This window comes from Flavobacterium sp. (assembly GCF_036741995.1).
GTDB lineage: Bacteria > Bacteroidota > Bacteroidia > Flavobacteriales > Flavobacteriaceae > Flavobacterium.
In genome coordinates, this window is record NZ_DAINRG010000026.1 from 1 (window position 1) to 23,631 (window position 23,631).

Consider the following 23,631-nt stretch of genomic DNA (forward strand, 5'->3'; position numbering starts at 1 on the left):
CAAAAAGGAAGAAAAACGTCGACCAACCCAATCGCTTCTATCTTTGCCTGGACCCGTGGTTTAGAGCACCGAGGAAAATTAGACAACAATCAGGAATTAATCAACTTCTGTTTGGCGTTAGAAACCGTTTGTGTGGAAACTGTAGAAAGCGGAAAAATGACCAAAGACTTAGCCATGCTGGTAAAACCGGAAGGCTTAACGGATGCTGATTATCTTTCGACGGAAGATTTTCTACAAGCGTTGAAAACCAATTTGGATAAAAAATTAGCATAATAAATTTAAAGTTACAGCAACAAAAAAGCGACCAAATTGGTCGCTTTTTTATTTTTTCTTGGTTTCAATTCCTTCAATTCTGACTATTCTAATGACCGCTTTATACCCGGCATTCAAATCCCAATTCTGATTGGTAACTAATTTTTCATTACCATCAAAAAAGGTAAACTGTCCCGTGTTCGGAAATAACTCTCCGGTATTGAGTGCCTCTATCTGAATCACATTGATTCCGGGTTTTAAGGCAAATTCATATTTTCTGAATCCGGCTTCTAAACCAATAAAAGGAATAACTCTTTCGTCATTTATCCAAATACTGACATTATCCCCATCTATAGCGCCATTATCTCTGCAGGCTATGAATAATTTTGCTGTAAAAATTTTAAATTCTCCCAAGAACATATCCGTATCAACAATCTCTCGTGCAATACCCTCCATTTTCATCTTGTTATTCATTTTCTCGGTATATTGCTTGGCCGGATTTTCAAACTTCTGTTCCTTTTCCATGACGCTTTTTTCTTCCTCTGGTTTTTTATTGAGCAAGGAAACACTCTCCAGCAACTTATCCTTTTTATCAAAAATACTGGGATAGTTTATCGCTTTGGAAGAAGAGGGAGCAATTTGTCCCGAAGTATTGGTAGCCGGAGCAATATTTACAGTTCTTCTGGGCAACTCAAACTGAGCAAACCCTTTAAATGAAAGTAATAGTAAAAACAAAAAAGCAAAAATTGCTTTCATATCGGTTTTATTTTAAGGTGTAAAAGTATTTAAAATCTAATTATAAAATCTTTTTAATTAACCAAACCTTAACAACGACAAATACTACAGCGATTTGCAATTAATGTGTAGCTTTGTAAAAAAAGTGCTGACCAACCTCTTTCATATCATAAACTATTTATCCGTTGGGTCGTCACTCTTACTGGCGTTTTTGCTTATTGCGAATCCTCAAAAAGTAAACAAAAAAGCAAATCCGTGGTTTGGCTGTTTCATTTTGTGCATCTTCTTTTTGCTTTTTAGTGATGCTTTGGTTGCTTCAAAAATGAATCCCGAAAATGAAATTTTAGGCTTCCTCCTTAATTTTCCTGCTTTTTTAATTGCGCCTATATTTTATTTAAGCGTGGATTATTACATAAATCCAACCAAAAAATGGAAAAACAAAAACTTCCTTCTTTTTTCATTTGGATTTTTTATGTTAGGCTTGTTTCTGGCGACGCTTTTTCTGAAAAATCCGGGCGAAACTAATCAGGCTTTTTTTAGCGAATGGTTTAATATTGTATTTGGCATTGTTTTTTGCATCCAATTATTGCCCTATTTTTATTTTTCTTACCGAAAGATTCTTAGGCACCAAAAGAACGTTCGGTTGTTTTCCTCTACTTTGGAAAATGTCGACCTAAAATGGCTGGAATATATGATTCTCAGCGCTCTGGTCATGGCTGGCTTTTGGATTATGAATATCCTTTTTCAGGCCTCAGCAGCGGGCATCATCTTAAATATTATCAGTAATTTCATTTACCTTGTAAGCTTCTTTTTTATTGGCTATCATTCGATGAAACAAAAAGAAATTTATCCATATAATGAAGCCGAAAGAGATGAGATTAACGAAATCATAATCGAAACCGACATTCCGGAAGAAAATCGAAAAAAATTACTGACGGATGAAAAACTAACCGAATCCAAAACCGAATTAATCCAATTGATGGAAACTGAAAAACCCTTTTTGGACTGCGAGTTGAGTTTGGTAAAATTGGCTTTCCTTATGAATGTTTCGACTCATATTTTATCCTATATCATCAACAACGGTTTTGAAGAAAATTTTTATCAGTTTGTCAACCGATACCGAATCGAAGAAGCCAAAAAACTGATTCATAACCCCAAAATGGATCACTTCAACTTAATCGGAATTGCCTACGAAGTGGGTTTTAATTCGAAAACCGTCTTCAACACTACTTTCAAAAAATTCACAGGAAAGACGCCAAGTGAGTTTAAAAAAGCCGCGTAACATAAGCCCTCAAAATCCATTTAAATGCGTTCGGATTTATAAATCTGAACCATCAATCGTTTTATTGTTACCACTTTTGCCCCGAAATTAAAAAAAACATACCATGGATTCCGTAACATTTGACAACTTTAATCGTCAAACGCACAATCAAAACAAAATCATCAATCACATGCAACAAAAAATCATGCTGTTGTTATTTTTTATAACAGCAACAGCTTCCTTTTCCCAAGGCACCAGTTTTGCCGAGCCACTAAAGGAAAAATTCACGCTCAGCGGCACCATATCCGATGCCAGAACCAATGAAACACTTATTGGTGTCAACATTTTTATTCCCGAAACCAAAACTGGAATTACTACCAATGAATATGGATTTTATTCCATCACCCTTCCCAAAGGAACCTACAACATTCAAATCAGTTATATGGGGTATGAAACGGTGGAAGAAACCATTTCGCTAACCAAAGACATTAAGAAAAACCTGGCTCTGACCGAAACCGGACAGCAGTTGGATGAAGTAGTCATTAACACCGAAAAAACGGCTACCAACATCAGAAAACCAGAGATGAGTGTCAACAAACTTTCTATAGGAACCATCAAAAAAATTCCAGTGGTTTTAGGCGAAGTTGATGTCATTAAAGCCTTACTGACATTGCCAGGCGTAACCAATGCCGGTGAAGGACAATCGGGTTTCAACGTTCGTGGCGGTGGGGCTGACCAAAATTTAATTCTGTTAGACGAAGCTACTATTTTTAACTCTTCGCACGTTTTTGGGTTCTTTTCGGTATTCAATCCTGATGCGATTAAGGATTTGAAATTGTACAAAGGCGGCATTCCTGCCCGTTTTGGCGGCAGAGTTTCCTCGGTTTTAGACATTTATCAAAAAGACGGAAACAGCAACAAATTCAGCATGAACGGCGGTATCGGAATCGTTTCCAGCCGATTGCTGGCCGAAGGACCAATCGTAAAAGAAAGAGGTTCGTTCCTCTTCGCCGGAAGAGCTTCCTACGCCCATTTGTTTCTGAAATTATCAGACAACAAAAACTCAGCGTACTTCTATGATCTGAATACCAAAATGAATTACAAACTGAACCAAAACAACAACTTATTCCTTTCCGGGTATTTTGGCCGCGATGTGTTTAGTTTGAACAACAGCTTTGTCAACACCTATGGCAATGCCACGTTAAACCTGCGTTGGAACCATTTATATTCGGATAAATTATTCTCGAATCTTTCGGTAATTTACAGCGATTACTATTATGGTTTGGATTTGAATTTGCTTGGCTTTTTATGGAATTCGGGCATCAAAAACTACAACATCAAATACGATTTAAAACATTATGTAACCGATAAAATCAAGTTGAATTATGGCGTTAGCGGGATTTATTACAACTTCAATCCGGGAACTATTGAACCTTCTGATGCTACTTCGGGAATCAACTACAAACAATTGGAGAAGAAATACGCTTTTGAACCTTCCCTTTATATTGATGCCGAACAAAAGGTAACCAAGGAATTATCCTTGTCTTACGGTTTGCGCTACAGTCAATTCTATCGTTTGGGAAGCTCTACCGTCAATCTTTATCAGGACAATCAAGCGGTGGTGTTCAATCACGAATTACAGATTTATGAAAAAGGAACGCCAATCGGCACCAAATATTACAGTCACAACAAAGTCATTGAAAGTTTTGACAATCTGGAGCCCCGATTTGCTGCTTCGTATCAATTGGATGAAAACCAATCGGTAAAAGCGAGTTACAATCGCATGACACAATATTTGCAATTGATTTCGAATACCGCATCGCCAACGCCTTTGGATGTTTGGACGCCAAGTGACCAATACATCAAACCGCAGATTGCAGATCAGGTGGCATTGGGCTATTTCCGAAATTTCAGAGACGATAAATATTCGTTGGAAGTGGAAACCTTTTATAAAAAAGTCAAAAACCGAATCGACTATATTGACGGTGCCGATTTGATTGCCAATGAAGCTATCGAACAAGTAATTCTGAATGGCGAAATGCGTGCTTATGGTTTAGAAGTTTTATTGCGAAAAAATACCGGAAAACTAAACGGTTGGATTTCGTATACGCTTTCGAAATCGCAACAAAGAACTCCAGGCAGAGATGCCACTGAAACCGGAATCAACAATGGCAGCTGGTACAATTCGGGCTATGACAAATTGCACAATTTATCCGTAACCAGCTCCTATAATTTCAATCCGAAATGGACCTTTGGAGCCAACTTTGTTTTACAATCCGGACAACCGGTGACGTATCCGAACGGTCAATACGAATACGGTGGTATCACGATTCCGAGTTACGGTTTGCGCAACGGTGACCGACTCCCGGCTTACCATCACTTAGACTTATCGGCAACATATACGCCAAAACCCAACAAGAAAAAAGGCTGGCAAAGCGAATGGGTCTTCAGTCTTTACAATGTGTATGGGCGTAAAAATGCCGCTTCCATTTCCTTCAGACAAAATGTTGACACCGGTGCTAATGAAGCGATTCGTTTATCCATATTCGGGGTAGTTCCGGGTGTTAGTTATAACTTTAAATTTTAATTCTATGAAAACCCTAATATACTTATTTGCAATTATCATGGCTGTTTTAGTAAGCAGTTGTGAAGACGTAGTCAATGTCGATTTAGATACTGCCGCTCCACGATTAGTCATTGATGGCTCCATTCAGTGGCAAAAAGGAACCGCCGGTAATGAGCAAAAAATTAAATTATCCACTACTACAGGATTTTATGACACGACTATCCCAACGGTTTCCGGAGCATTGGTTTTTGTGACCAATAGTGATAACGTAACGTTCACTTTTACTGAAGAAACACCAAATTCCGGCTTATATTTATGTCACGATTTTGTGCCCGAAATTGAGAAAACCTATGTGTTAACAGTAGTGTTAAACGGCGAAACCTATACCGCAACGGAGACCCTGAAAAGTGTATCGCCTATTACCAATATCACTCAAAATGATCAAGGCGGATTCAGTGGCACCGATGTCGAAATCAAAACTTATTTCAATGATCCAGGGGATGCGGACAATTATTATTTGCTGAAATATAAAGCCAATATCAATGCCATCCCAAGTTATGAAGTGAACGACGATGAATTTTTTCAAGGCAATGAATTCTTTGGTTACTATACCAATGAAGATATTGCCAGCGGCAATAATATTGACATCACGCTTTATGGCATTTCCAAACGCTATTCAGAATACATGAACAAGTTGATTTTAATCTCAATGGGAAGCGGCGGACCGTTCTCTACACCGCCAGCCACTGTTCATGGAAATATCATAAACCAAACACATCCGGATAATTACGCTTTGGGCTATTTCAATCTTTCGGAAACCGATTTTCGGAATTATGTAATCCAATAAAGAAAGTACAAAGTAAGAGGTACGAAGTTTTTTTATTTACTTTTACAACAAGTAAACTTCGTACTTCAAACTTTTAACTTCGTACTTTAAATGTCATCACACCACATCGTTCGCGACGATCAGGAACCGGCTTTAATCATTGCCAATGGTGAAGCCTGCAGTGCTGAATTATTGGGTCAATTACTCGAATGGTCACCATTAGTGATTGTCCTGGATTCCGCTATAGAACGCGTATTAGAATTAGGAATTAAAGTGGATGTGCTTTTGGGCGATTTTGACAGAGGATTTGATGCTGACTATTACAAAGAAAGACAATATCCGATTGAAATTGTATACGCGCCAAACCAAGACAAAACCGATTTAGAAAAAGCGTTTGACTATTTAATCGAAAAAGGGCACAAGGCTGTCAATGTCATTTGGGCCACCGGAAGACGCGCCGATCATACGATTACCAATCTGACCAATATTGTCGCGTACCGAAACAAACTGAAAGTCGTTATTCTCGATGATCATTCAAAAGTGTATCTATTACCCACTGCCTTCGAAAAATGGTACACGGCCGATACAATTTTGTCATTAATTCCCATCGGAAAAGTAACCGGCATAACTACTCAAAATCTTTTTTATTCCTTGAACAATGAAGACCTAACCATTGGTTACCGAACCGGAAGCAGCAACCATGTCACCGCTGACGGTATCGTTTCGATTTCGCATACTGATGGTGATTTATTACTAATGGAATGTTGGGATTAAACTAAAACACTTTGAAAAAAACGCATAATACCACCGAAAAAAAAGGCTTACATCCGCGAAACCCACATCGGTTTCGTTATGATTTTGAGCTCTTAATCCAAAATTGCCCGGAGTTGAAAAACTTCGTGATGATCAACGAGCATCAAACCGAAACGATAGATTTCAGTAATCCCGACGCGGTAAAGACGTTGAACAAAGCGCTGTTAATTACGTATTACGACATTCAAAACTGGGACATTCCGGCCGGTTATCTTTGTCCACCTATTCCCGGAAGAGCAGATTACATTCATTACATCGCCGATTTATTGGCTGAAACCAATAACGGAATCATTCCCAAAGGCGAAAATATTGCCGGTTTAGACATTGGCATTGGCGCAAATGGCATCTATCCAATCATTGGAAATACCACGTATGGCTGGAGTTTCGTTGGCACCGATATTGATGAAAAAGCATTGCAAAATTGCAAAAAAATCATTGCTGACAATCCGAAACTCATTGACGCAGTTGCGTTACAATTGCAAATTGAACCAAGGTTTATTTTCAAAAACATCCTATTGCCCGAAGATAAGTTTGCTTTCACCATTTGCAATCCGCCGTTTCATGCGTCTCCGGAAGAAGCAGCGAAGAGTGCTTTGCGAAAAGTCAATGCATTAGAAAGTATCAAATCTGATAAACCCGTCTTAAACTTTGGCGGTCAAAATGCGGAGTTGTGGTGCAAAGGCGGTGAATTGGGTTTCCTCACCCAAATGATTTATGAAAGTGTCAAATATCCTAAGCAGTGCTTATGGTTCACGACTTTGGTTTCTAAAAAAGACAATCTGAAGAATATTTACAAACTACTAAACAAAGTTGGTGCTGCCGAAATCAAAACCATCGATATGGCGCAAGGTCAAAAAAGTAGCCGAATTGTCGCCTGGACATTCCTCTCGCCTAATCAACAACACCATTTTATTAATGCTATAAATTTATGAGCAATCCAAAAATAGAAATTCTAAAAACCGAAATCCTTTCGGACAATTGGTACACCTTACGCAAAATCACCTACAACTATCTCAAAAAAGACGGCCACTGGGAAACCCAATCGCGCGAAGCGTATGACCGTGGCAATGGCGCTACTATTTTGCTGTATAATAAAGATTCCAAAACCGTAATCCTGACACAGCAATTCCGTTTGCCTACTTATCTCAACGGCAACGAAACCGGCATGCTGATTGAAACCTGTGCCGGATTATTAGACAAAGACAACGCCGAGGAATGCATCCGAAGAGAAACCGAAGAAGAAACAGGTTATAAAATTTCGGCGGTAGAAAAAGTGTTTGAAGTCTATATGTCACCGGGTTCGGTAACCGAAATTGTCTATTTCTTTGTGGCCGAATATACCAAAGCCATGAAAGTCAACGAAGGCGGCGGCGTTCAGGAAGAACAGGAAAACATAGAAGTGTTGGAACTCGATTTCAACAAAGCTTACGGCATGATTGCTTCAGGCGAAATCAAAGACGCGAAAACCATTATGCTGTTACAACATGCGAAAATCAATGGTTTGATTTAGAAACCATTCTTCTTATCTTTACCACTCTGAACTTTTGCTGCTGTAAAAAATGAAATTCCAAGTCGTATCCGAATACCAACCCACGGGTGACCAACCGCAAGCCATTGACAAATTAGTCACGGGTATCAACAATGGTGAGAAGTATCAAACCTTACTTGGTGTAACAGGTTCGGGGAAAACGTTTACGATGGCCAATGTGATTCAGGAAGTCGAAAAACCGACTTTGGTTTTGGCTCACAATAAAACCTTGGCAGCTCAATTGTATTCTGAGTTTAAGCAATTTTTTCCCAATAATTCGGTGCAGTATTTTGTATCGTATTACGATTACTATCAGCCCGAAGCTTACATTCCCGTAACCGGCGTTTTTATCGAAAAGGATTTATCCATCAATGATGAATTGGAAAAACTAAGACTAAGTACTACTTCTGCCCTATTATCAGGAAGAAGAGATGTATTAGTGGTAGCTTCTGTTTCGTGTTTGTACGGAATTGGAAACCCGGTGGAATTTCAGAAGAATGTGATTGCCATCGAAAAAAATCAAATGATTTCACGAACCAAATTGCTACATCGTTTGGTACAAAGTTTATATTCTCGCACCGAAGCTGAATTCACACCGGGAACCTTCCGAATCAAAGGCGACACTGTGGAAATTTTCCCCAGTTATGCTGATGAGCCGTTCCGCGTGCATTTCTTTGGTGATGAAATTGAAGAGATTGAAGCTTTCGATCCCAAGACGGCTAAAGTTTTCGAACGCTATGAAAAACTGAATATTTATCCTGCCAATATGTTTGTGACTTCGCCGGATGTACTGCAAGCAGCCATTTGGGACATTCAACAAGATTTGGTCAAACAAGTCGATTATTTTAAAGAAATCGGCAAACATCTTGAAGCCAAACGTTTGGAAGAACGCACCAATTTTGATTTGGAAATGATACGCGAATTGGGCTATTGTTCCGGGATTGAGAATTATTCACGCTACTTAGACCGACGCCTTCCGGGAACGAGACCATTCTGTTTGCTGGATTATTTCCCCGATGATTATTTGATGGTGGTGGATGAAAGTCACGTGACCATATCACAAGTACATGCCATGTATGGTGGCGACCGAAGCCGAAAAGAAAACCTGGTCGAATATGGCTTTAGATTGCCAGCCGCTATGGACAATCGTCCGTTGAAGTTTGAGGAATTTGAAAGCATGCAAAACCAAGTGGTGTATGTTTCGGCAACGCCTGCCGATTATGAATTACAGAAATCGGAAGGCATTTATGTGGAGCAAGTGATTCGTCCAACAGGATTATTAGACCCTATTATAGAAGTACGCCCGAGTTTGAACCAAATCGATGATTTAATCGAAGAAATTCAAGTGCGGTGCGAAGCCGACGAACGCGTTTTAGTAACGACTTTAACCAAAAGAATGGCGGAAGAACTGACCAAATATTTAACCAAAGTTTCCATCCGCTGCCGTTATATCCATTCTGATGTAGATACTTTGGAGCGTGTGGAAATCATGCAGGATTTGCGTAAAGGTTTGTTTGATGTTTTGATTGGTGTAAACTTATTGCGGGAAGGTTTGGATTTGCCTGAAGTCTCTTTGGTTGCGATTTTAGATGCCGATAAAGAAGGTTTTTTACGCAGTCATCGCTCGCTTACGCAAACCGTGGGAAGAGCCGCGCGTAATGTGAACGGCAAGGCTATTTTGTATGCAGATAAAATCACGAATAGCATGCAAAAAACAATTGACGAAACCAATTACCGCCGCGAAAAACAAACCGCTTACAACACTTTACACGGATTGGAACCCAAAGCTTTGAATAAAAGCCTGGGCAATGCGTTGAGTAATAATTCGGTTTCAACACAATACTTTGAAGACAAAATAGCCAAAGCTGCCGAGCCGGAAAGTCTTTATTTATCGAAACCAGAAATTGAAAAGAAAATCAGAGACACCCGCAAAGCCATGGAAAAAGCGGCTAAAGATTTAGACTTTATGCAGGCGGCCAAATTGCGCGATGAGATAAAAGCATTGCAAGATAAAATCTAATTTCTTTACTTTGCATTCTATTTGAATTTTGCAAATATTGAAAAATGGATACCATTACCGTAAAACAATTTTATAAAGACGTCTTTGGAGGCAACTGCCCTATACTTGATAATTTCTTAGACGAAAACAACAATAAAGACATTGGTCATTTCAACGTTTTTAGTATTGCCGACTTGTACACCAATTGCACCAACAAATCCAATATGTCCTACAACCGTCGAACCTATTATAAAATAAGTTTGATTAATGGTAAAAACAAAGCCGAATATGCGGACAAAGTAGTGGATATAAAAGAGCACGCCATCTTGTTTGCTACGCCTAAAGTTCCGTACAAATACATTCCTCAGGATGACAATCAAAGTGGCCATTTTTGCATTTTTACCAAGGATTTTTTAGCCAAATCCAAAAGCGGATTAGTCCTGGATGAATTACCCATCTTTAAACCTAACGGAGAATTCATCTATGAAATCAACGCCAAACAATATAAGGACATAGAGCATGTGTTTGAAAAAATGCACGAGGAAATAACTTCTGACTATGCATTCAAATACGACCTGCTTCGCAATTACGTGATTGAGTTAATTCATTACGGCCAAAAGCTCACACCCATAGCCAGCGAAGAAAACAACCTGAATGCTTCGGCCAGAATTTCAACCCTTTTTATTGAATTATTGGAAAGACAATTCCCAATTGAATCCCCAACACAAAGCATCCAACTGAAAACAGCCACCGACTATGCTTATAACTTAGGCGTCCACGTAAACCATTTAAACAAAGTACTCAAAGAGATTACCGGAAAAACCACCACCGAAATCATCAGCAGTCGAATTACGCAGGAAGCCAAAATTCTATTAAAACAAACCACCTGGAATGTTTCTGAAATCGCCTTTAGTCTTGGCTTTGAAGAGGTAGCGCATTTTTCGAACTTCTTCAAAAAAAGCACGCAACTGTCTCCACTATCCTATCGAAAATGATTGTTTGATTTTTACAAATAATCCATTGAATTTTACAACCGCTGTCTTTTGAATAGTTCTCAACTTTGCCTTGTAATTTAAAACAATACAAAATGACAACTATTTCAAACAAAATCGCCTTAGTAACTGGCGGGAGTCGTGGCCTTGGCAAAGACATGGCTTTGCAATTAGCTAAAAAAGGTTTTAATGTCGTTATAACCTATCATAGTAAACAAACAGAAGCTGAAAATGTAGTAACTGAAATCAAAGCCAGCGGACATAAAGCGTACGCGTTACAACTTGACGTAGCAAAAAGCAACAGTTTTGATGGCTTTGTTGCCAACTTTAAATCGATATTGAAATCGGAATTCCAGGCTGAGACTTTTGATGCTTTGGTAAATAATGCCGGCGTTGGCGTTCATGCTGACATGAGCAACACTAGCGAAGAACAATTTGATTCAATGGTCAATATTCATTTAAAAGCACCTTTTTTCTTAACACAAAAATTATTTCCCTTAATCAATAAAGGTGGAAGTATTGTCAATGTGGCTTCCGGACTTACCCGATTCAGTTTCACTGGTTATGATGCTTATGCCGTAATGAAAGGCGGCGTGGAAACTTTAACGCGCTATCAGGCCAAATTCCTTGGCGATAAAGGCATACGTGTTAATACTTTGGCTCCCGGAGCCATCGAAACCGATTTTGGTGGGGGTGCCGTAAGAGACAATCAGGATTTAAATACTATGATTGCTGGTATGACAGCCCTTGGCAGAGTTGGTTTGCCGGATGATATTGGCAGTGTAGTGGCGTTCTTATGTTCAGACGATGCCAAATGGGTAAACGCACAGCGCATTGAAGTTTCGGGTGGAATGCTAATTTAATTTTGTTTCAAAAACCTGATTACTAAAAGAAAACGCCCCTCATTCGAAGGGCGTTTTTCTTTTAATTACTTTCCTTAAGCAATTTCAATCATGCGTTTTGGCTTTGGTAACGCTTCCTGTTTTTTAGGGAGTACTATACACAGAACACCATTCTCATAATTGGCATTAATATTTTCTGTATTTACAGTCTCTGGCAAAGTAAATGCTCTACGGAAAGCGGCATAACTAAACTCTCTTCGAGTATATCTGCCATTCTCCTCTTTTTGCTCATTCTCCGTTTTCACCTCTGAAGAAACGGTCAAAACATTGTGATCAATTTCGATTATAAAATCTTCTTTACTTTTCCCCGGAACGGCCATCTCTAAACTATAGCTAGTATCAATTTCTTTGATATTTACTGCCGGCATATTTGTTTGAAAATTTTGGAGTCCACCAAACCAGTCCGGTTTCAAAAACTCATCAATAATGGATGGAAAATTGTTGTAATTTTTTTTAACTAAGTTCATAATTTCACTAATTTTTGTTAAACATTTTTTTGATGGTACTAACCCAAAAACAAATGCTGTACCAAGACCCTACTTAAGTCATTTTGGCAAAAAAATAAAAGTAAAAAATGAAATTTTGACCGTTTTAACAAGTTTTTAACTGACTAAATATCAGTTTAATTGCTCCTGAAAAACTTCCATTAAAAACTCAGGAGAAATCATTTTGGTTGGGGAGATTTCCATCGCTTTCAACACGCGTTTAATCGCATGCGGGTTAAGTCCCATATTGATGCCAATTTCGTGAATTTTGATTTGTTCGCGTTCGTGCAATACGCCGTCACAATGCATTAATAAAGCCAAGCGATAGAACTGCTGGATGCGTTCAAATTCTGACTTAATAACGATTGGATAATTCTCTTGATGAAACAAAGCTTTGAAATCTTCATTCGTTACCTGAAGTTCATCGGCAATCATAGTCAAAAACAGATATTCTCTTTCATGCAATCTTCCGTCAATTACGGAAAAGGCAATCATTTCTGCCAATAGCGCTAATTTTTCTTCGTATTTGTTCATCAAGAGGTGTTATTTTTTAGCTAAAATATAATTTTTTGTGAAATTGTACTAGTTTATTGTTTTCAAAATCATTTTTGATTTAATTTTACTTCATTAAATTTAAAAAACATGAACATCTTTAAAATAGTATTTTTTAGTCTGATGCTTACAGCAGTAAGCGCTTCTGCTCAATATGGAAATAGTTATGGCGGAATGAGAAATAATGGTATCCCACAAAGCGAACCCAAAAAACCTTCTCCAGAAGCCATTGAAAAAGAGAGAGCAGAAAGGATTGACAAGATTATGGAAAAACTGAAAACCGAGTTAAATCTGGATGAACTTCAATTTATTGCCATAAAAAATGAAATTGCCGCCAATAACAAAAGTATTGAAATTGTCATCAAAAGTGAAAACTCTGACGAGGACAAAGGCAAAGAAGTTAAAGCCATTCAGGAGAAAACAGACAAAACCATTAACAGTTATCTGAATACTGAGCAAAAAGAAAAATACCAAAAACTAAAAGAAGAACGAAACTCAAAAAAAGACGACCGAAACGACAAAAAGAAAAAGAAAGCAGAAGACTCAAAACCTGAGTAATGCCTATCTAAATAACATCTATCATTTTGAAACATTTACTCTCACTGTTTTGCTTCTTTGTCATCCTGAACCTTACAGCTCAGGAAAGTACGGCAAGTAAGCAGGTTTCGTCATTTACCATAGACGCCCCGCAACTCAAATCAACTAAGAAAATTTGGGTGTATTTGCCAAAAAATTACGCCACTTCTACCAAAAAATATCCTGTCATCTACATGCACGATGCTCAAAATTTGTTTGATGCTAAAACTTCCTATGTAGGCGAATGGAATGTAGATGAAACATTGGACAGCATCAATGCACAAGTTATTGTCATCGGTATTGAACATGGCGGTGATAAGCGAATTGATGAATTAACTCCTTACCCAAATCCTAAATACGGCGGAGGGAAAGCAGATGATTATATTGATTTTATTGTCAAAACCTTAAAACCCAAGGTAGATGCTACTTACCGAACCAAAACCAACGCCCACAATACTTGTATCATGGGGAGTTCGCTGGGCGGATTAGTCTCGTTTTATGCAGCTTTGAAATATCCGGAAGTTTTTGGAAAAGTCGGTTGTTTGTCGCCTTCCTTTTGGTTTGGCAGAAAAGAAATGAACGAGTTAATGGCTAAAACAGAAAACTTTAAAACCAAAGTCTATTTCCTGTGTGGTGATAATGAAGGTGATGCCGATGTCATTCCCGATATGGAAAATGTTGAGCATTGGGTCAACACCAAGCGTTGCGAATGCAAAAAATTAAACAAAAAAGTAATCGTTAAAGGCGGACAGCATAACGAAAAATTGTGGCGCCAAAGTTTTAAAAAGGCGTACCTTTGGCTGTTTTAAAGAGCGAAGTACAAAACAAGAAGTACGAAGTGAAAATTTGAAAGTCTAAACTATGAATAACAACGATATATTTAAGAAACTCCGAGTGGCTTTGCAATTGCGCGATGACCAAATTGTAGAAATCATGCAATTGGTGGATTTCCGTATTTCAGCTGCCGAATTGGGTGCTTTTTTCAGAAATGCTGATCATCCTAAGTACATGGATTGTGGCGACCAAGTGTTGCGCAACTTTTTAAACGGATTGGTGATTCATTTGCGTGGTACCAAGGAAAACCCTAAAAACGCGATGGATGTTATTAAACAAAACCAGGAAGTCGTTAAGAAAAATGTTTCCGAAAAAGCCAAAACAGAGTTGAAGCCAAAAACTGACTTCAAAAAGAAACCAGCCACAACTTCTAATACAAAAAATAAGAAACCCGCTCCAAAAGTGCAGGTAGTAGAGAAAGTTAAGTTTAAAAACGGCAAAAAATAATTTCCCTATTAGGGTAAATGATATATTTGCTTGTTTAAAAGTTTAATAACCAACAAAATACCAAATGAATTTAATTAGTAAACTTATGATTGCCAGCTTTGCAATCATTGCTTTTTCATGTGATAATGAAAAAAGCGCTGAAAGTACTACTTCGAAAACAACTTCAACTACTACGGCACTTACGGCCACACCAAAGAAATTTTTATTTGATGCTACCAAAGCCGAAACGGCCGGTAATGCGGATTGGGTTTTGGATGCAGATTCTTCACCACAACGTTTCCCCACACCAGCTCAAAGCAACATTACAGCAACAACCAGCGAAACTTTTTGGCGCGGTGGATTATCCTCATGGGGAGTTGCTTTAGCTAAATTGGGACATAAAGTAGAAACCTTACCTTCGGGAACAGCTATTACTTATGGCGGCACCGGAGCTCAGGACTTGAAAAACTATGACGTTTTTGTGGTAGATGAACCTAACACAAGATTCACCGCAGCAGAAAAAACAGCCATTTTAAATTTCGTTAAAAATGGTGGTGGTTTATTCATGATTTCTGACCACACAGTTTCCGACCGAAACAATGACGGTTGGGATTCTCCGGCGATTTGGAATGATTTAATGACTACGAACTCCGTACAAGCCAATCCTTTTGGAATTAGCATTACCTTAAATAACATTTCGGAAACTACTTCAAACCGATTGAGCATAACAACCAATCCAATCCTGAATGGTTCGCAAGGAACGGTAACGCAATTGAAATATTCCAACGGCGCTACTATGTCTATCAATACAACGGCTAATCCAACCGCACAAGGATTAATTTGGAGAGGAAGTTCATCACAAGGCACCTCTAACATCATGTGTGCTACGGCAACTTTCGGAACCGGCAGAGTGGTAGTGATTGGCGACAGTTCCCCAGCAGATGACGGAACCGGAGCCAGTGGAGATACCCTTTATCCGGGTTGGACTGAATTAGCTTCCCATGCCAGATTACATATGAATGCTTCACTTTGGCTGGCCAAATTGTAGAAGTAAAACATACATAAAACAAAAAATCCTGAGCTTTCACTCAGGATTTTTTTATTCCAATTTTAGTCGTTTTTGCTCTCGGGCCAATAAGGTGTTTTTCAAAAGCATCGCAATAGTCATTGGTCCAACTCCACCCGGAACCGGCGTAATATAAGACGCTTTTTTGGAAACAAAATCAAAATCCACATCGCCTGTAATTCGGTAGCCTCGTGGATCTGTATCGTCGTTAACACGGGTAATGCCCACATCAATCACTACAGCATCATCTTTTATCATTTCGGCTTTCAGATAATTGGGTACACCCAAAGCAGTGATAATGATATCGGCTTGTGTTGTGATTTGGGCAATATTTTTGGTGTAACTATGAGTTAAGGTAACGGTTGAATTTCCGGGAAACCCTTTTCTTCCCATTAAGATGCTCATCGGACGACCAACGATGTGACTTCTTCCTATAACCACCGTATGTTTTCCTTGGGTTTCTACTCCGTATCGTTCCAATAATTCCAAAATCCCGAAAGGTGTCGCCGGAATAAAAGTCGTCATATCCAAAGCCATTTTTCCAAAGTTTTCCGGATGAAAACCATCCACATCTTTACTTGGATCAATCGACATGATGATGTGTTGGGTGTCAATCTGTTTGGGTAATGGCAGCTGCACAATAAAGCCGTCAATGTTATCATCTTCATTGAGCTCTTTGATTTTTTTGAGCAATTCGGTTTCGGATGTTGTGCTTGGCATTTTAATCAAGGTCGATTCAAATCCTACTTTTTCGCAGGCTTTGACTTTGCTGCCCACATAAGTTAAACTGGCTCCGTCATTCCCGACAATAATTGCCGCTAAATGAGGTACTTTTTCACCATTGGCTTTCATCTTTTGGACTTCGGCTGCGATTTCATTTTTGATATCTTCCGATACTTTCTTTCCGTCTAAAATTTGCATGTGTAGTTATTTTGTGTGTTGTGTATTGCAATAAAAAAGACGCGAATCCTCGCGCCTTTTCTGTATTATTTCATTCCGTTCATGCCGCCCATCATGCGCATTAAGTTCTTACCGCCGCCGCCTTGCATCATTTTCATCATTTTGCTCATTTGGTCGAACTGTTTTAGCAATTGGTTAACTTGTTCTATTTTGGTCCCGGAACCTTTAGCGATTCTGGTCTTTCTTTTCATATCAATGATAGCCGGCTTGGTTCTTTCTTTTGGCGTCATTGAGTGGATGATGGCTTCAATGTGTTTGAAAGCATCATCTTCAATTTCTACATCTTTCAGGGCTTTTCCGGCACCGGGAATCATTCCGACTAAGTCTTTCATGTTCCCCATTTTTTTCACTTGTTGGATTTGCGCTAAGAAATCATCAAAACCAAATTCGTTTTTAGCGATTTTTTTCTGGATTTTTCTCGCTTCTTCTTCATCGTATTGCTCCTGTGCTCTTTCCACTAAGGAAACCACGTCACCCATCCCAAGAATTCTGTCCGCCATACGCGATGGATAGAACACATCGATGGCTTCCATTTTTTCACCGGTTCCGATAAACTTAATCGGTTTATTCACAACCGATTTAATCGAAATCGCAGCTCCACCGCGGGTATCACCGTCTAATTTGGTTAAAATAACACCATCAAAATTTAATCTGTCATTGAACGCTTTGGCTGTGTTCACTGCATCCTGACCTGTCATGGAGTCAACAACAAACAAGGTTTCCTGTGGTTTGATGGCTGCATGCACATTGGCAATCTCGTTCATCATTTCCTCATCAATAGCCAAACGACCGGCAGTATCGACAATGACTACGTTGTACCCATTTGACTTGGCGTGTTGAATAGCGTTTAAGGCAATTTGAACTGCATTTTTATTTTCTGGTTCTGAATAAACTTCAACTCCGATTTGGTCACCAACAACGTGCAACTGGTTGATTGCTGCAGGACGGTAGATATCACAAGCCACTAAAAGTGGTTTTTTTCCTTTTTTGGTTTTCAGATAATTGGCTAATTTTCCGGAGAAAGTAGTTTTCCCAGAACCTTGCAAACCTGACATCAAAATGACTGATGGTGTTCCGCTTAGGTTAATTCCGGTTGCTTCTCCACCCATCAATTCGGTCAATTCGTCTTTCACGAGTTTCACCATCAATTGTCCCGGCTGTAATGTCGTTAATACATTTTCACCTATGGCTTTGTCTTTAACTCTTGTGGTAAAATCTTTGGCAATTTTAAAGTTAACATCGGCATCAAGCAAGGCACGACGCACTTCTTTTAATGTTTCGGCTACGTTAACTTCGGTAATTTTTCCGTGTCCTTTCAGGATGTGGAAGGCTTTATCTAGTTTATCACTTAAAGTATTGAACATAATGGCAAGCTTTGTTTTTAATGAAGTGGCAAATTTAAGGATTTGATTTTGAAGTTTTATAGTAAAGCAAATAAAAAAACCACGCAAAAACGTGGTTTCAAATTGAGTTGTATTTTTAAAATGCTGATTTAATTGAAATTTATGGCTGTAAATTTAAAAATGAAGAACAATACCATAAAAATCAATCCCCAAATCAAAACCTGATTTAACAAATAACCAAATTTTGTTTTGTCTTCTGCGGCGATATTTTCGGGATTGTTGCTGAGTTCTCTTTCTTGACTCAGAAATTTTTTGTGAAATATTTTCATTCTAAATTAATTGTGGTATAGCGAAAACGAACGTTAGTTTTTAGCGAAATACAAATAATGACATTCGCCTCCTCCCTCTTCGTGTCTGAGTCTAAGATAAGTTGAAGTGTACTCCATCACTTCCCAATTTGTTTCTAATTCATGCAACTCCTGGGGCTCATTATTAAAATGCAGAGTAAAATACTGATGTCCCATTTGAGTTTGTAAAACCCAATCGCCCTGAGTGCTTATACTATTTTTAACAGCCAATGTGGTTCCGTTAGTATTGAAGGTGAAATTATACCCGTTATAGTAGCTAGTTTCTTCAGCACTATCAAAAAAATAAGTAACATGCCAAGTACCGCTACTGATTATATCTTGTAATGGCGTAGTTGTGGTTGTGGTACTGCAATCGGTAACAGCTGCTTCAATAGCGTCTTCCAACTGGGAATTATTATTAATGGTAAGGTGTTGCCCGTTAGTCTTAGTTAAATATAACGGAAAGACGATGCCAACAATTTGAGCGGTATTCAAATCATCAATAAAGTTGTACAGTTGGGAATCGTTATTTATCTTTAAAGTACTGCCAACCTGATTATTGGTATTATACAGATTAATATAAAACGGATAATCAAAATCCAGGCAATCTATATCACGGTAAGGGCTGTCGTCTCCATAATGGGAAAAAATATAATCCAATTGTGTTTGACTGCTTATAGCATAGGCGTCATAATTAGGATATATAATACTAACGTTATAATTAAAATCAAAATGTACGACATCGTCACCGGGATAGTTGTCTTTAGCATATTCAACCTGTTGAAAATCTGAAGAATCGGCAACATAAATATAATGACCATTGACTGTCACGTGAACCGGTAATTGTATACTGCAATTACTAGTTCCGTCTAAAACGTTATCCCCTGTTGTTTCATATTGTGAAACCCTCTTTATCAAAGAAGAAATCGGCGATGTTTTGCTGAAACTATTAGTAGTATCCTGTGATACCGTTTCGCCCTCGTCTTGACAAGACACAGTAGAAAAAGCAAACACTATTAAAACTAACCAAATAAAACTTCTCATAATTGTAACATCAATTCAAAAGGTTAAACAAAGTTGCAATAAAAAACCCTACTTTCGAAAATTATTTTAAATTTAAGCACTCAAATAATTCAAATTTAACAAAATGGATCAAAAGGATTCTAATAGTATTTGTGAAGAATTAATTTTTTCCGGTTTTTTTAAAGCCAATGTGAAAGCCTTGCGGAATTATTTGTATTTCAAATTTGGAAACGAAGAAAAAGCCAATGACATTACTCAGGAATCCTTCATAAAACTTTGGGAAAACTGTAAAAATGTTCCCATTGAAAAAGCCAAGTCCTATATATATACTATTGCCAATAACGCTTCTTTAAATGAAATAGCACATCAAAAAGTAGTATTGCGATATGCCCAAAATAATACGCACAACGACCGAACCAACCAAAATCCGGAGTTTTTGATAGAAGAAGAACAATTCAGACAAAAACTGGAAAAAGCCATAAGCAAATTAACCGAAGCGCAAAGAACCGCTTTTCTTTTACACAGAATAGAAGGCAAAAAATACCACGAAATCGCCATCATGTTAGATATCAGCGTCAAAGCTGTTGAAAAAAGAATACACGGAGCATTGATAACGTTACGAACTGAAATTGAACAGTTCAAGTAGGGTTTTTTTATAAAGAACTGTTTAACCAGCATAATGAAAGCAATGGAAGAAAATTACGAATTAGCCAAATGGCTGGCAGGAGAAATGACCGAGGCAGAATTAATAACCTTTCAAAATACTCCTGAGTATGCCACTTACGCCAAAATCGCCGAGTATTCAAGTGAATTGAAAGCTCCTGATTTTGACCATGATTTGTTGTACCAAAATACCATTACCCGTAAAAAACCAGTCCAAAAAGTAATACCCCTTTACCAATCGAAATGGATGAAAATTGCGGCCGTTTTTGTATTGTTTTTAGCATTGGGGTTGTACTTCAAAACAACAGTAACCTCAACTGAAATTGCCGAAAACGGTAAAAAAATCAATTTTTCTTTACCCGATAATTCCCAAATCGTTTTAAATAGTGGTTCCGAAATTCAATATAAAAAATGGAATTGGGCCAATAACCGCAAATTAGACTTGAATGGCGAAGCCTACTTCAGAGTAGCACACGGTAAAAAATTTGAAGTAAATACCAAACTGGGTACAGTAACCGTACTGGGAACACAATTTAATGTAAAAGCAAGAGAAAATCGCTTTGATGTAACTTGTTATGAAGGCCGCGTTAAAATAGTACACAACAACCATGAAGTAATCATTACCAAAGGAACTTCGGTAACTTTTGATGCCGATTCCTTTGAAAAACAATCTATACAAAACGACAAACCGGAATGGACTGTAAATCAAATTGTCTTCAAAAAAGAAAAATTACAGCACATTCTTGATGAAATACAAAGACAATACGACTGCGAAATCATCTTAAATTCCAAAGAAAATTTACAACTTTTCACAGGAACCTTGCCGTCTGACAATATAAAAACAGCTTTAGATATAGTTTCTGCAACATATCATTTAAAAATCTCTAAATTTGAAAACAAGAAAATTATTCTAGAGGATTTTTAATGCTGTCAAAAAAAAAACTGTTTTTTTTATGCTTACTGTTTCTTTCCCTGTTTGTCGCTCATGCGCAACAAGGTGAGAGTGCTCTACCGTTAAAGTCAGTTTTAGAAGATATAAGCTCCAAGAATAATATCAAGTTCAACTATATTGACGAGGAATTAATCATCTACAAAATAATTCCTCCCAAAGAAACCTTATCGCTTTCTGAAAAAATAGCATATATCCAATCTCAAACCGGGATTACCATCAAACAAATCAGCGAAAATTATTATTCTGTTTTCAACAACCGAAAACTGGACAAACCGCTCTGTGGCTACCTCATCGACACTGAATCTGATCTTCCTGTTGAAAATGCTACAGTTTCAATTGCCGGCACCAAAGTCATTGTTTTTTCGAATGAAAAAGGATATTTTGAGTTGCCACTCGTTTCGCCAAATACCATTGAAATTTCGCATCTGAATTTTGAAAAAAAAACCATCAATCCAGCAGAATTATATGTTACTAATTGCCCAAAAATAAAGCTCAATCCCGTAGTTCAACAATTGGAAGAAGTCATTGCACAACGTTATTTAACCACCGGAATCTCCAAAAAAAATGACGGCAGTCTTGAAATAAAACCTTCCAAATTTGGCATACTCCCCGGTTTGATTGAGCCCGATGTGCTGCAAACCATGCAACAAATTCCCGGCATCAATTCGGTTGATGAAACCGTTTCCAACATCAATGTTCGTGGCGGCACTCATGACCAAAACTTATTCCTTTGGAATGGTATTCGAATGTTCCAAACCGGTCATTTTTTCGGATTAATTTCGGCTTTCAATCCATCTTTGGCACAAACCATTTCCGTAACCAAAAACGGAAGTTCAGCCTTTTTTGGCGAAAGCGTTTCCAGTTTGATTGACATTTCTTCGCATACGAAAACTATTGAAAAAACCAACAGTAGCATCAGCACCAATTTGATTAGCGCCGAGTTTTATACCAAAATCAAAACTTCCGAAAAAGCCAACTTTATACTCTCAGGAAGGCGTTCGTTGACTGATTTTTTCGCCTCACCAACATATAAAAACTATCGAAATAAAATCTTTCAGAATACTGTAGTCACTAATTTGAACAACAATCAAACGATAGATTTTAAATCCAATGAGAAGTTTTATTTTTATGACTTTACCACGCAATACCAACAAAAAATCGGACAAAGAAGTGAACTTACCGCTGATGTCATTTTAATCAAAAACTTTTTGTTTGTGAACCAATTTACTACTGATGCCAGTAAAAACAGTGACTTAAAACAGCAAAACTTTGGTGGCACGGTGAATTGGAAAACCAATTGGAACAGTCATAACTCTACGCAACTGCAGTTTTATGGTTCCCAATATGAACTCCTTTCAAAAAATGAAGCTATTGAGAGCAATCAGATTTTAAATCAAAAAAACAAGGTGCTGGATTTAGGATTTCAAGTAAAAAATTCGAATCACATATCGAAAACCATTACACTCAATGAAGGTTACCAGTTTGATGAAGTTGGTGTAACCAATTTTGACGAAATTAACTCTCCGTTTTTCTCCAGAAACATTGTGGGAGTATTGCGTAGTCATGCCTTGATTGCCGAAGGTGTTTTTGAAACAACAGACAAAAAAACATTTCTAAAAGCAGGGCTTCGTGCCAATTATTACGCAAAATTTAAAACCTATTTGATTGAACCGCGTCTTCAGTTTAACCAAGCTTTAAGTAAAAATCTTCGCTTAGAGATTTTGGGCGAACGAAAAAGCCAGACGCTTTCTCAAGTGATTGATTTGCAACAAGATTTTCTGGGCATTGAAAAACGCCGCTGGACATTAGCCAATGACGGTACTATACCGATACAGAAAAGCCATCAAATTTCGCTGGGCTTTACGTTTAAAAAAGATAACTGGCTGCTGACGTTAGACAACTTCTACAAAAAAGTAACCGGAATTACCACTAGTAGTCAAGGATTTCAGAACCAATTTGAGTTCGTAAAATCGAGTGGGGATTATGAAGTGTTGGGTTCGGAGTTTTTGATTCAGAAGAATTTTGGACGATTTTACACTTGGATGAGCTATAGTTATAACGACAACAAATACCTTTTCCTATCGCTGTCGCCACCCGAGTTTTTCAACAACTATGAGTTGAAACACTGCATTTCCTGGGCTGGGATTTATGAATGGAATTCGCTGAAACTAGCTTTGGGTTGCAAATGGCACACGGGGAAACCTATTACTACGCCTGTTTCTACAACTGTCAACAACAATAATGAAATCGCATACAACTCGCCCAACAACGAAAAACTAAATGACTTTTTTCAGTTGAATTTTTCGGCGTCAAAAGATTGGAAGTTGAGCGATACTATTGGATTGCAAACCAATATTTCGGTTATAAACTTATTGAATACCAAGAATAGTATCAATAGATTTTATCGAATAAACGCCAATAACAACACGGTGGAGAGCGTGAATACTTACGCTTTAGAACTGACGCCAAATATCAACGTGAAGCTGAGTTTTTAGTATAAAAAAAGGTTGAAAAATTTCAACCTTAGATT

General features: G+C 38.0%; 24 protein-coding genes. 17 read left to right on the forward strand and 7 right to left on the reverse strand.

From position 1 onward, the window contains the following. A partial coding sequence (locus V7D82_RS08855) for an isocitrate/isopropylmalate family dehydrogenase (protein WP_333600618.1) occupies positions 1-273 on the forward strand: 273 nt, incomplete at its 5' end. A gap of 48 nt (positions 274-321) precedes the next feature. Here V7D82_RS08855 and V7D82_RS08860 read toward each other — a convergent pair. After that, positions 322-1,008: a hypothetical protein gene (locus tag V7D82_RS08860; protein WP_333600619.1), complete on the reverse strand. Its 687-nt coding sequence runs from the start codon at positions 1,006-1,008 to the stop codon at positions 322-324. 124 nt (positions 1,009-1,132) lie between these two features. On the opposite strand from V7D82_RS08860, the gene V7D82_RS08865 reads away from it, so the two are divergent. The 9 genes from V7D82_RS08865 to V7D82_RS08905 all read left to right on the forward strand — a co-directional run bounded on the left by V7D82_RS08865 (position 1,133) and on the right by V7D82_RS08905 (position 11,835). After that, positions 1,133-2,269 (forward strand): helix-turn-helix domain-containing protein, encoded by a 1,137-nt coding sequence (locus V7D82_RS08865; RefSeq protein ID WP_333600620.1) that lies wholly within the window; start codon positions 1,133-1,135, stop codon positions 2,267-2,269. A 169-nt stretch (positions 2,270-2,438) separates the two neighbouring features. Next, positions 2,439-4,835 (forward strand): TonB-dependent receptor, encoded by a 2,397-nt coding sequence (locus tag V7D82_RS08870; RefSeq protein ID WP_442902385.1) that lies wholly within the window; start codon positions 2,439-2,441, stop codon positions 4,833-4,835. Between the two features lie 4 nt (positions 4,836-4,839). After that, entirely contained in the window at positions 4,840-5,661 is an 822-nt protein-coding gene (locus V7D82_RS08875; RefSeq protein ID WP_333600621.1) for a DUF4249 domain-containing protein, read from the forward strand. Between the two features lie 90 nt (positions 5,662-5,751). After that, positions 5,752-6,414: a thiamine diphosphokinase gene (locus V7D82_RS08880; RefSeq protein ID WP_333600622.1), complete on the forward strand. Its 663-nt coding sequence runs from the start codon at positions 5,752-5,754 to the stop codon at positions 6,412-6,414. 11 nt (positions 6,415-6,425) lie between these two features. After that, positions 6,426-7,385, forward strand: a complete 960-nt coding sequence (gene rlmF, locus V7D82_RS08885; RefSeq protein ID WP_333600623.1) for a 23S rRNA (adenine(1618)-N(6))-methyltransferase RlmF — start codon at positions 6,426-6,428, stop codon at positions 7,383-7,385. Beyond that, on the forward strand, positions 7,382-7,963 hold the full coding sequence (gene nudK, locus V7D82_RS08890) for a GDP-mannose pyrophosphatase NudK (protein ID WP_333600624.1): 582 nt from the start codon (positions 7,382-7,384) through the stop codon (positions 7,961-7,963). The genes rlmF and nudK overlap by 4 nt, the downstream gene beginning before the upstream one ends. 49 nt (positions 7,964-8,012) lie before the next feature. Then, positions 8,013-10,001 (forward strand): excinuclease ABC subunit UvrB, encoded by a 1,989-nt coding sequence (gene uvrB / locus V7D82_RS08895; protein WP_333600625.1) that lies wholly within the window; start codon positions 8,013-8,015, stop codon positions 9,999-10,001. Between the two features lie 44 nt (positions 10,002-10,045). Next, a complete protein-coding gene (locus V7D82_RS08900; RefSeq protein ID WP_333600626.1) occupies positions 10,046-10,975 on the forward strand; it encodes a helix-turn-helix domain-containing protein in 930 nt (309 codons plus the stop codon). A 92-nt stretch (positions 10,976-11,067) separates the two neighbouring features. Continuing rightward, positions 11,068-11,835, forward strand: coding sequence for an SDR family NAD(P)-dependent oxidoreductase (locus tag V7D82_RS08905; RefSeq protein WP_333600627.1), 768 nt, complete (start codon positions 11,068-11,070; stop codon positions 11,833-11,835). Positions 11,836-11,909: 74 nt separating this feature from the next. On the opposite strand, the gene V7D82_RS08910 is transcribed toward V7D82_RS08905, so the two are convergent. After that, positions 11,910-12,341, reverse strand: a complete 432-nt coding sequence (locus tag V7D82_RS08910; protein WP_333600628.1) for an Hsp20/alpha crystallin family protein — start codon at positions 12,339-12,341, stop codon at positions 11,910-11,912. Between the two features lie 150 nt (positions 12,342-12,491). Then, positions 12,492-12,893 (reverse strand): excinuclease ABC subunit B, encoded by a 402-nt coding sequence (locus V7D82_RS08915; protein WP_333600629.1) that lies wholly within the window; start codon positions 12,891-12,893, stop codon positions 12,492-12,494. A gap of 108 nt (positions 12,894-13,001) precedes the next feature. Between V7D82_RS08915 and V7D82_RS08920 the strand changes: the two genes are divergently transcribed. From V7D82_RS08920 to V7D82_RS08935, 4 genes are all read left to right on the forward strand, one after another. Then, the gene (locus V7D82_RS08920; RefSeq protein ID WP_333600630.1) at positions 13,002-13,469 is read left to right on the forward strand and encodes a hypothetical protein; all 468 of its coding nucleotides are present in this window, start codon (positions 13,002-13,004) and stop codon (positions 13,467-13,469) included. Positions 13,470-13,495: 26 nt separating this feature from the next. Next, positions 13,496-14,296: an alpha/beta hydrolase gene (locus V7D82_RS08925; RefSeq protein WP_333600631.1), complete on the forward strand. Its 801-nt coding sequence runs from the start codon at positions 13,496-13,498 to the stop codon at positions 14,294-14,296. A gap of 52 nt (positions 14,297-14,348) precedes the next feature. Further along, positions 14,349-14,768 (forward strand): DUF1456 family protein, encoded by a 420-nt coding sequence (locus V7D82_RS08930; protein ID WP_333600632.1) that lies wholly within the window; start codon positions 14,349-14,351, stop codon positions 14,766-14,768. A gap of 64 nt (positions 14,769-14,832) precedes the next feature. Further along, positions 14,833-15,795: a hypothetical protein gene (locus V7D82_RS08935; RefSeq protein ID WP_333600633.1), complete on the forward strand. Its 963-nt coding sequence runs from the start codon at positions 14,833-14,835 to the stop codon at positions 15,793-15,795. Between the two features lie 51 nt (positions 15,796-15,846). On the opposite strand, the gene V7D82_RS08940 is transcribed toward V7D82_RS08935, so the two are convergent. The 4 genes from V7D82_RS08940 to V7D82_RS08955 all read right to left on the reverse strand — a co-directional run bounded on the left by V7D82_RS08940 (position 15,847) and on the right by V7D82_RS08955 (position 19,507). Beyond that, a complete protein-coding gene (locus tag V7D82_RS08940; protein WP_333600634.1) occupies positions 15,847-16,734 on the reverse strand; it encodes a bifunctional 5,10-methylenetetrahydrofolate dehydrogenase/5,10-methenyltetrahydrofolate cyclohydrolase in 888 nt (295 codons plus the stop codon). 65 nt (positions 16,735-16,799) lie between these two features. Then, the gene (gene ffh / locus V7D82_RS08945) at positions 16,800-18,137 is read right to left on the reverse strand and encodes a signal recognition particle protein (protein ID WP_333600635.1); all 1,338 of its coding nucleotides are present in this window, start codon (positions 18,135-18,137) and stop codon (positions 16,800-16,802) included. A gap of 128 nt (positions 18,138-18,265) precedes the next feature. Then, positions 18,266-18,445: a hypothetical protein gene (locus V7D82_RS08950; protein ID WP_333600636.1), complete on the reverse strand. Its 180-nt coding sequence runs from the start codon at positions 18,443-18,445 to the stop codon at positions 18,266-18,268. Positions 18,446-18,478: 33 nt separating this feature from the next. Then, positions 18,479-19,507, reverse strand: a complete 1,029-nt coding sequence (locus tag V7D82_RS08955) for a hypothetical protein (protein WP_333600637.1) — start codon at positions 19,505-19,507, stop codon at positions 18,479-18,481. Positions 19,508-19,610: 103 nt separating this feature from the next. Here V7D82_RS08955 and V7D82_RS08960 point away from each other — a divergent pair, with 103 nt between their 5' ends. Genes V7D82_RS08960 through V7D82_RS08970 form a run of 3 tightly spaced genes read left to right on the forward strand, consistent with a single transcriptional unit; the run spans position 19,611 to position 23,596 of the window. Continuing rightward, on the forward strand, positions 19,611-20,132 hold the full coding sequence (locus tag V7D82_RS08960) for an RNA polymerase sigma factor (protein ID WP_333600638.1): 522 nt from the start codon (positions 19,611-19,613) through the stop codon (positions 20,130-20,132). Positions 20,133-20,165: 33 nt separating this feature from the next. Further along, positions 20,166-21,074: a FecR family protein gene (locus tag V7D82_RS08965; RefSeq protein ID WP_333600639.1), complete on the forward strand. Its 909-nt coding sequence runs from the start codon at positions 20,166-20,168 to the stop codon at positions 21,072-21,074. Then, complete coding sequence (locus V7D82_RS08970) at positions 21,074-23,596, forward strand: TonB-dependent receptor (protein WP_333600640.1); 2,523 nt, start codon at positions 21,074-21,076, stop codon at positions 23,594-23,596. The genes V7D82_RS08965 and V7D82_RS08970 overlap by 1 nt, the downstream gene beginning before the upstream one ends. Positions 23,597-23,631: the final 35 nt, after the last annotated feature.

Coding starts and splice junctions, on each gene's coding strand:
- V7D82_RS08860 (WP_333600619.1), bottom strand. CDS start 1,008: ATGAAAGCAATTTTTGCTTTTTTGTTTTTACTATTACTTTCATTTAAA.
- V7D82_RS08870 (WP_442902385.1), top strand. CDS start 2,439: ATGCAACAAAAAATCATGCTGTTGTTATTTTTTATAACAGCAACAGCT.
- V7D82_RS08875 (WP_333600621.1), top strand. CDS start 4,840: ATGAAAACCCTAATATACTTATTTGCAATTATCATGGCTGTTTTAGTA.
- V7D82_RS08880 (WP_333600622.1), top strand. CDS start 5,752: ATGTCATCACACCACATCGTTCGCGACGATCAGGAACCGGCTTTAATC.
- nudK (WP_333600624.1), top strand. CDS start 7,382: ATGAGCAATCCAAAAATAGAAATTCTAAAAACCGAAATCCTTTCGGAC.
- uvrB (WP_333600625.1), top strand. CDS start 8,013: ATGAAATTCCAAGTCGTATCCGAATACCAACCCACGGGTGACCAACCG.
- V7D82_RS08900 (WP_333600626.1), top strand. CDS start 10,046: ATGGATACCATTACCGTAAAACAATTTTATAAAGACGTCTTTGGAGGC.
- V7D82_RS08905 (WP_333600627.1), top strand. CDS start 11,068: ATGACAACTATTTCAAACAAAATCGCCTTAGTAACTGGCGGGAGTCGT.
- V7D82_RS08910 (WP_333600628.1), bottom strand. CDS start 12,341: ATGAACTTAGTTAAAAAAAATTACAACAATTTTCCATCCATTATTGAT.
- V7D82_RS08915 (WP_333600629.1), bottom strand. CDS start 12,893: ATGAACAAATACGAAGAAAAATTAGCGCTATTGGCAGAAATGATTGCC.
- V7D82_RS08920 (WP_333600630.1), top strand. CDS start 13,002: ATGAACATCTTTAAAATAGTATTTTTTAGTCTGATGCTTACAGCAGTA.
- V7D82_RS08930 (WP_333600632.1), top strand. CDS start 14,349: ATGAATAACAACGATATATTTAAGAAACTCCGAGTGGCTTTGCAATTG.
- V7D82_RS08935 (WP_333600633.1), top strand. CDS start 14,833: ATGAATTTAATTAGTAAACTTATGATTGCCAGCTTTGCAATCATTGCT.
- V7D82_RS08940 (WP_333600634.1), bottom strand. CDS start 16,734: ATGCAAATTTTAGACGGAAAGAAAGTATCGGAAGATATCAAAAATGAA.
- ffh (WP_333600635.1), bottom strand. CDS start 18,137: ATGTTCAATACTTTAAGTGATAAACTAGATAAAGCCTTCCACATCCTG.
- V7D82_RS08950 (WP_333600636.1), bottom strand. CDS start 18,445: ATGAAAATATTTCACAAAAAATTTCTGAGTCAAGAAAGAGAACTCAGC.
- V7D82_RS08955 (WP_333600637.1), bottom strand. CDS start 19,507: ATGAGAAGTTTTATTTGGTTAGTTTTAATAGTGTTTGCTTTTTCTACT.
- V7D82_RS08960 (WP_333600638.1), top strand. CDS start 19,611: ATGGATCAAAAGGATTCTAATAGTATTTGTGAAGAATTAATTTTTTCC.
- V7D82_RS08965 (WP_333600639.1), top strand. CDS start 20,166: ATGAAAGCAATGGAAGAAAATTACGAATTAGCCAAATGGCTGGCAGGA.
- V7D82_RS08970 (WP_333600640.1), top strand. CDS start 21,074: ATGCTGTCAAAAAAAAAACTGTTTTTTTTATGCTTACTGTTTCTTTCC.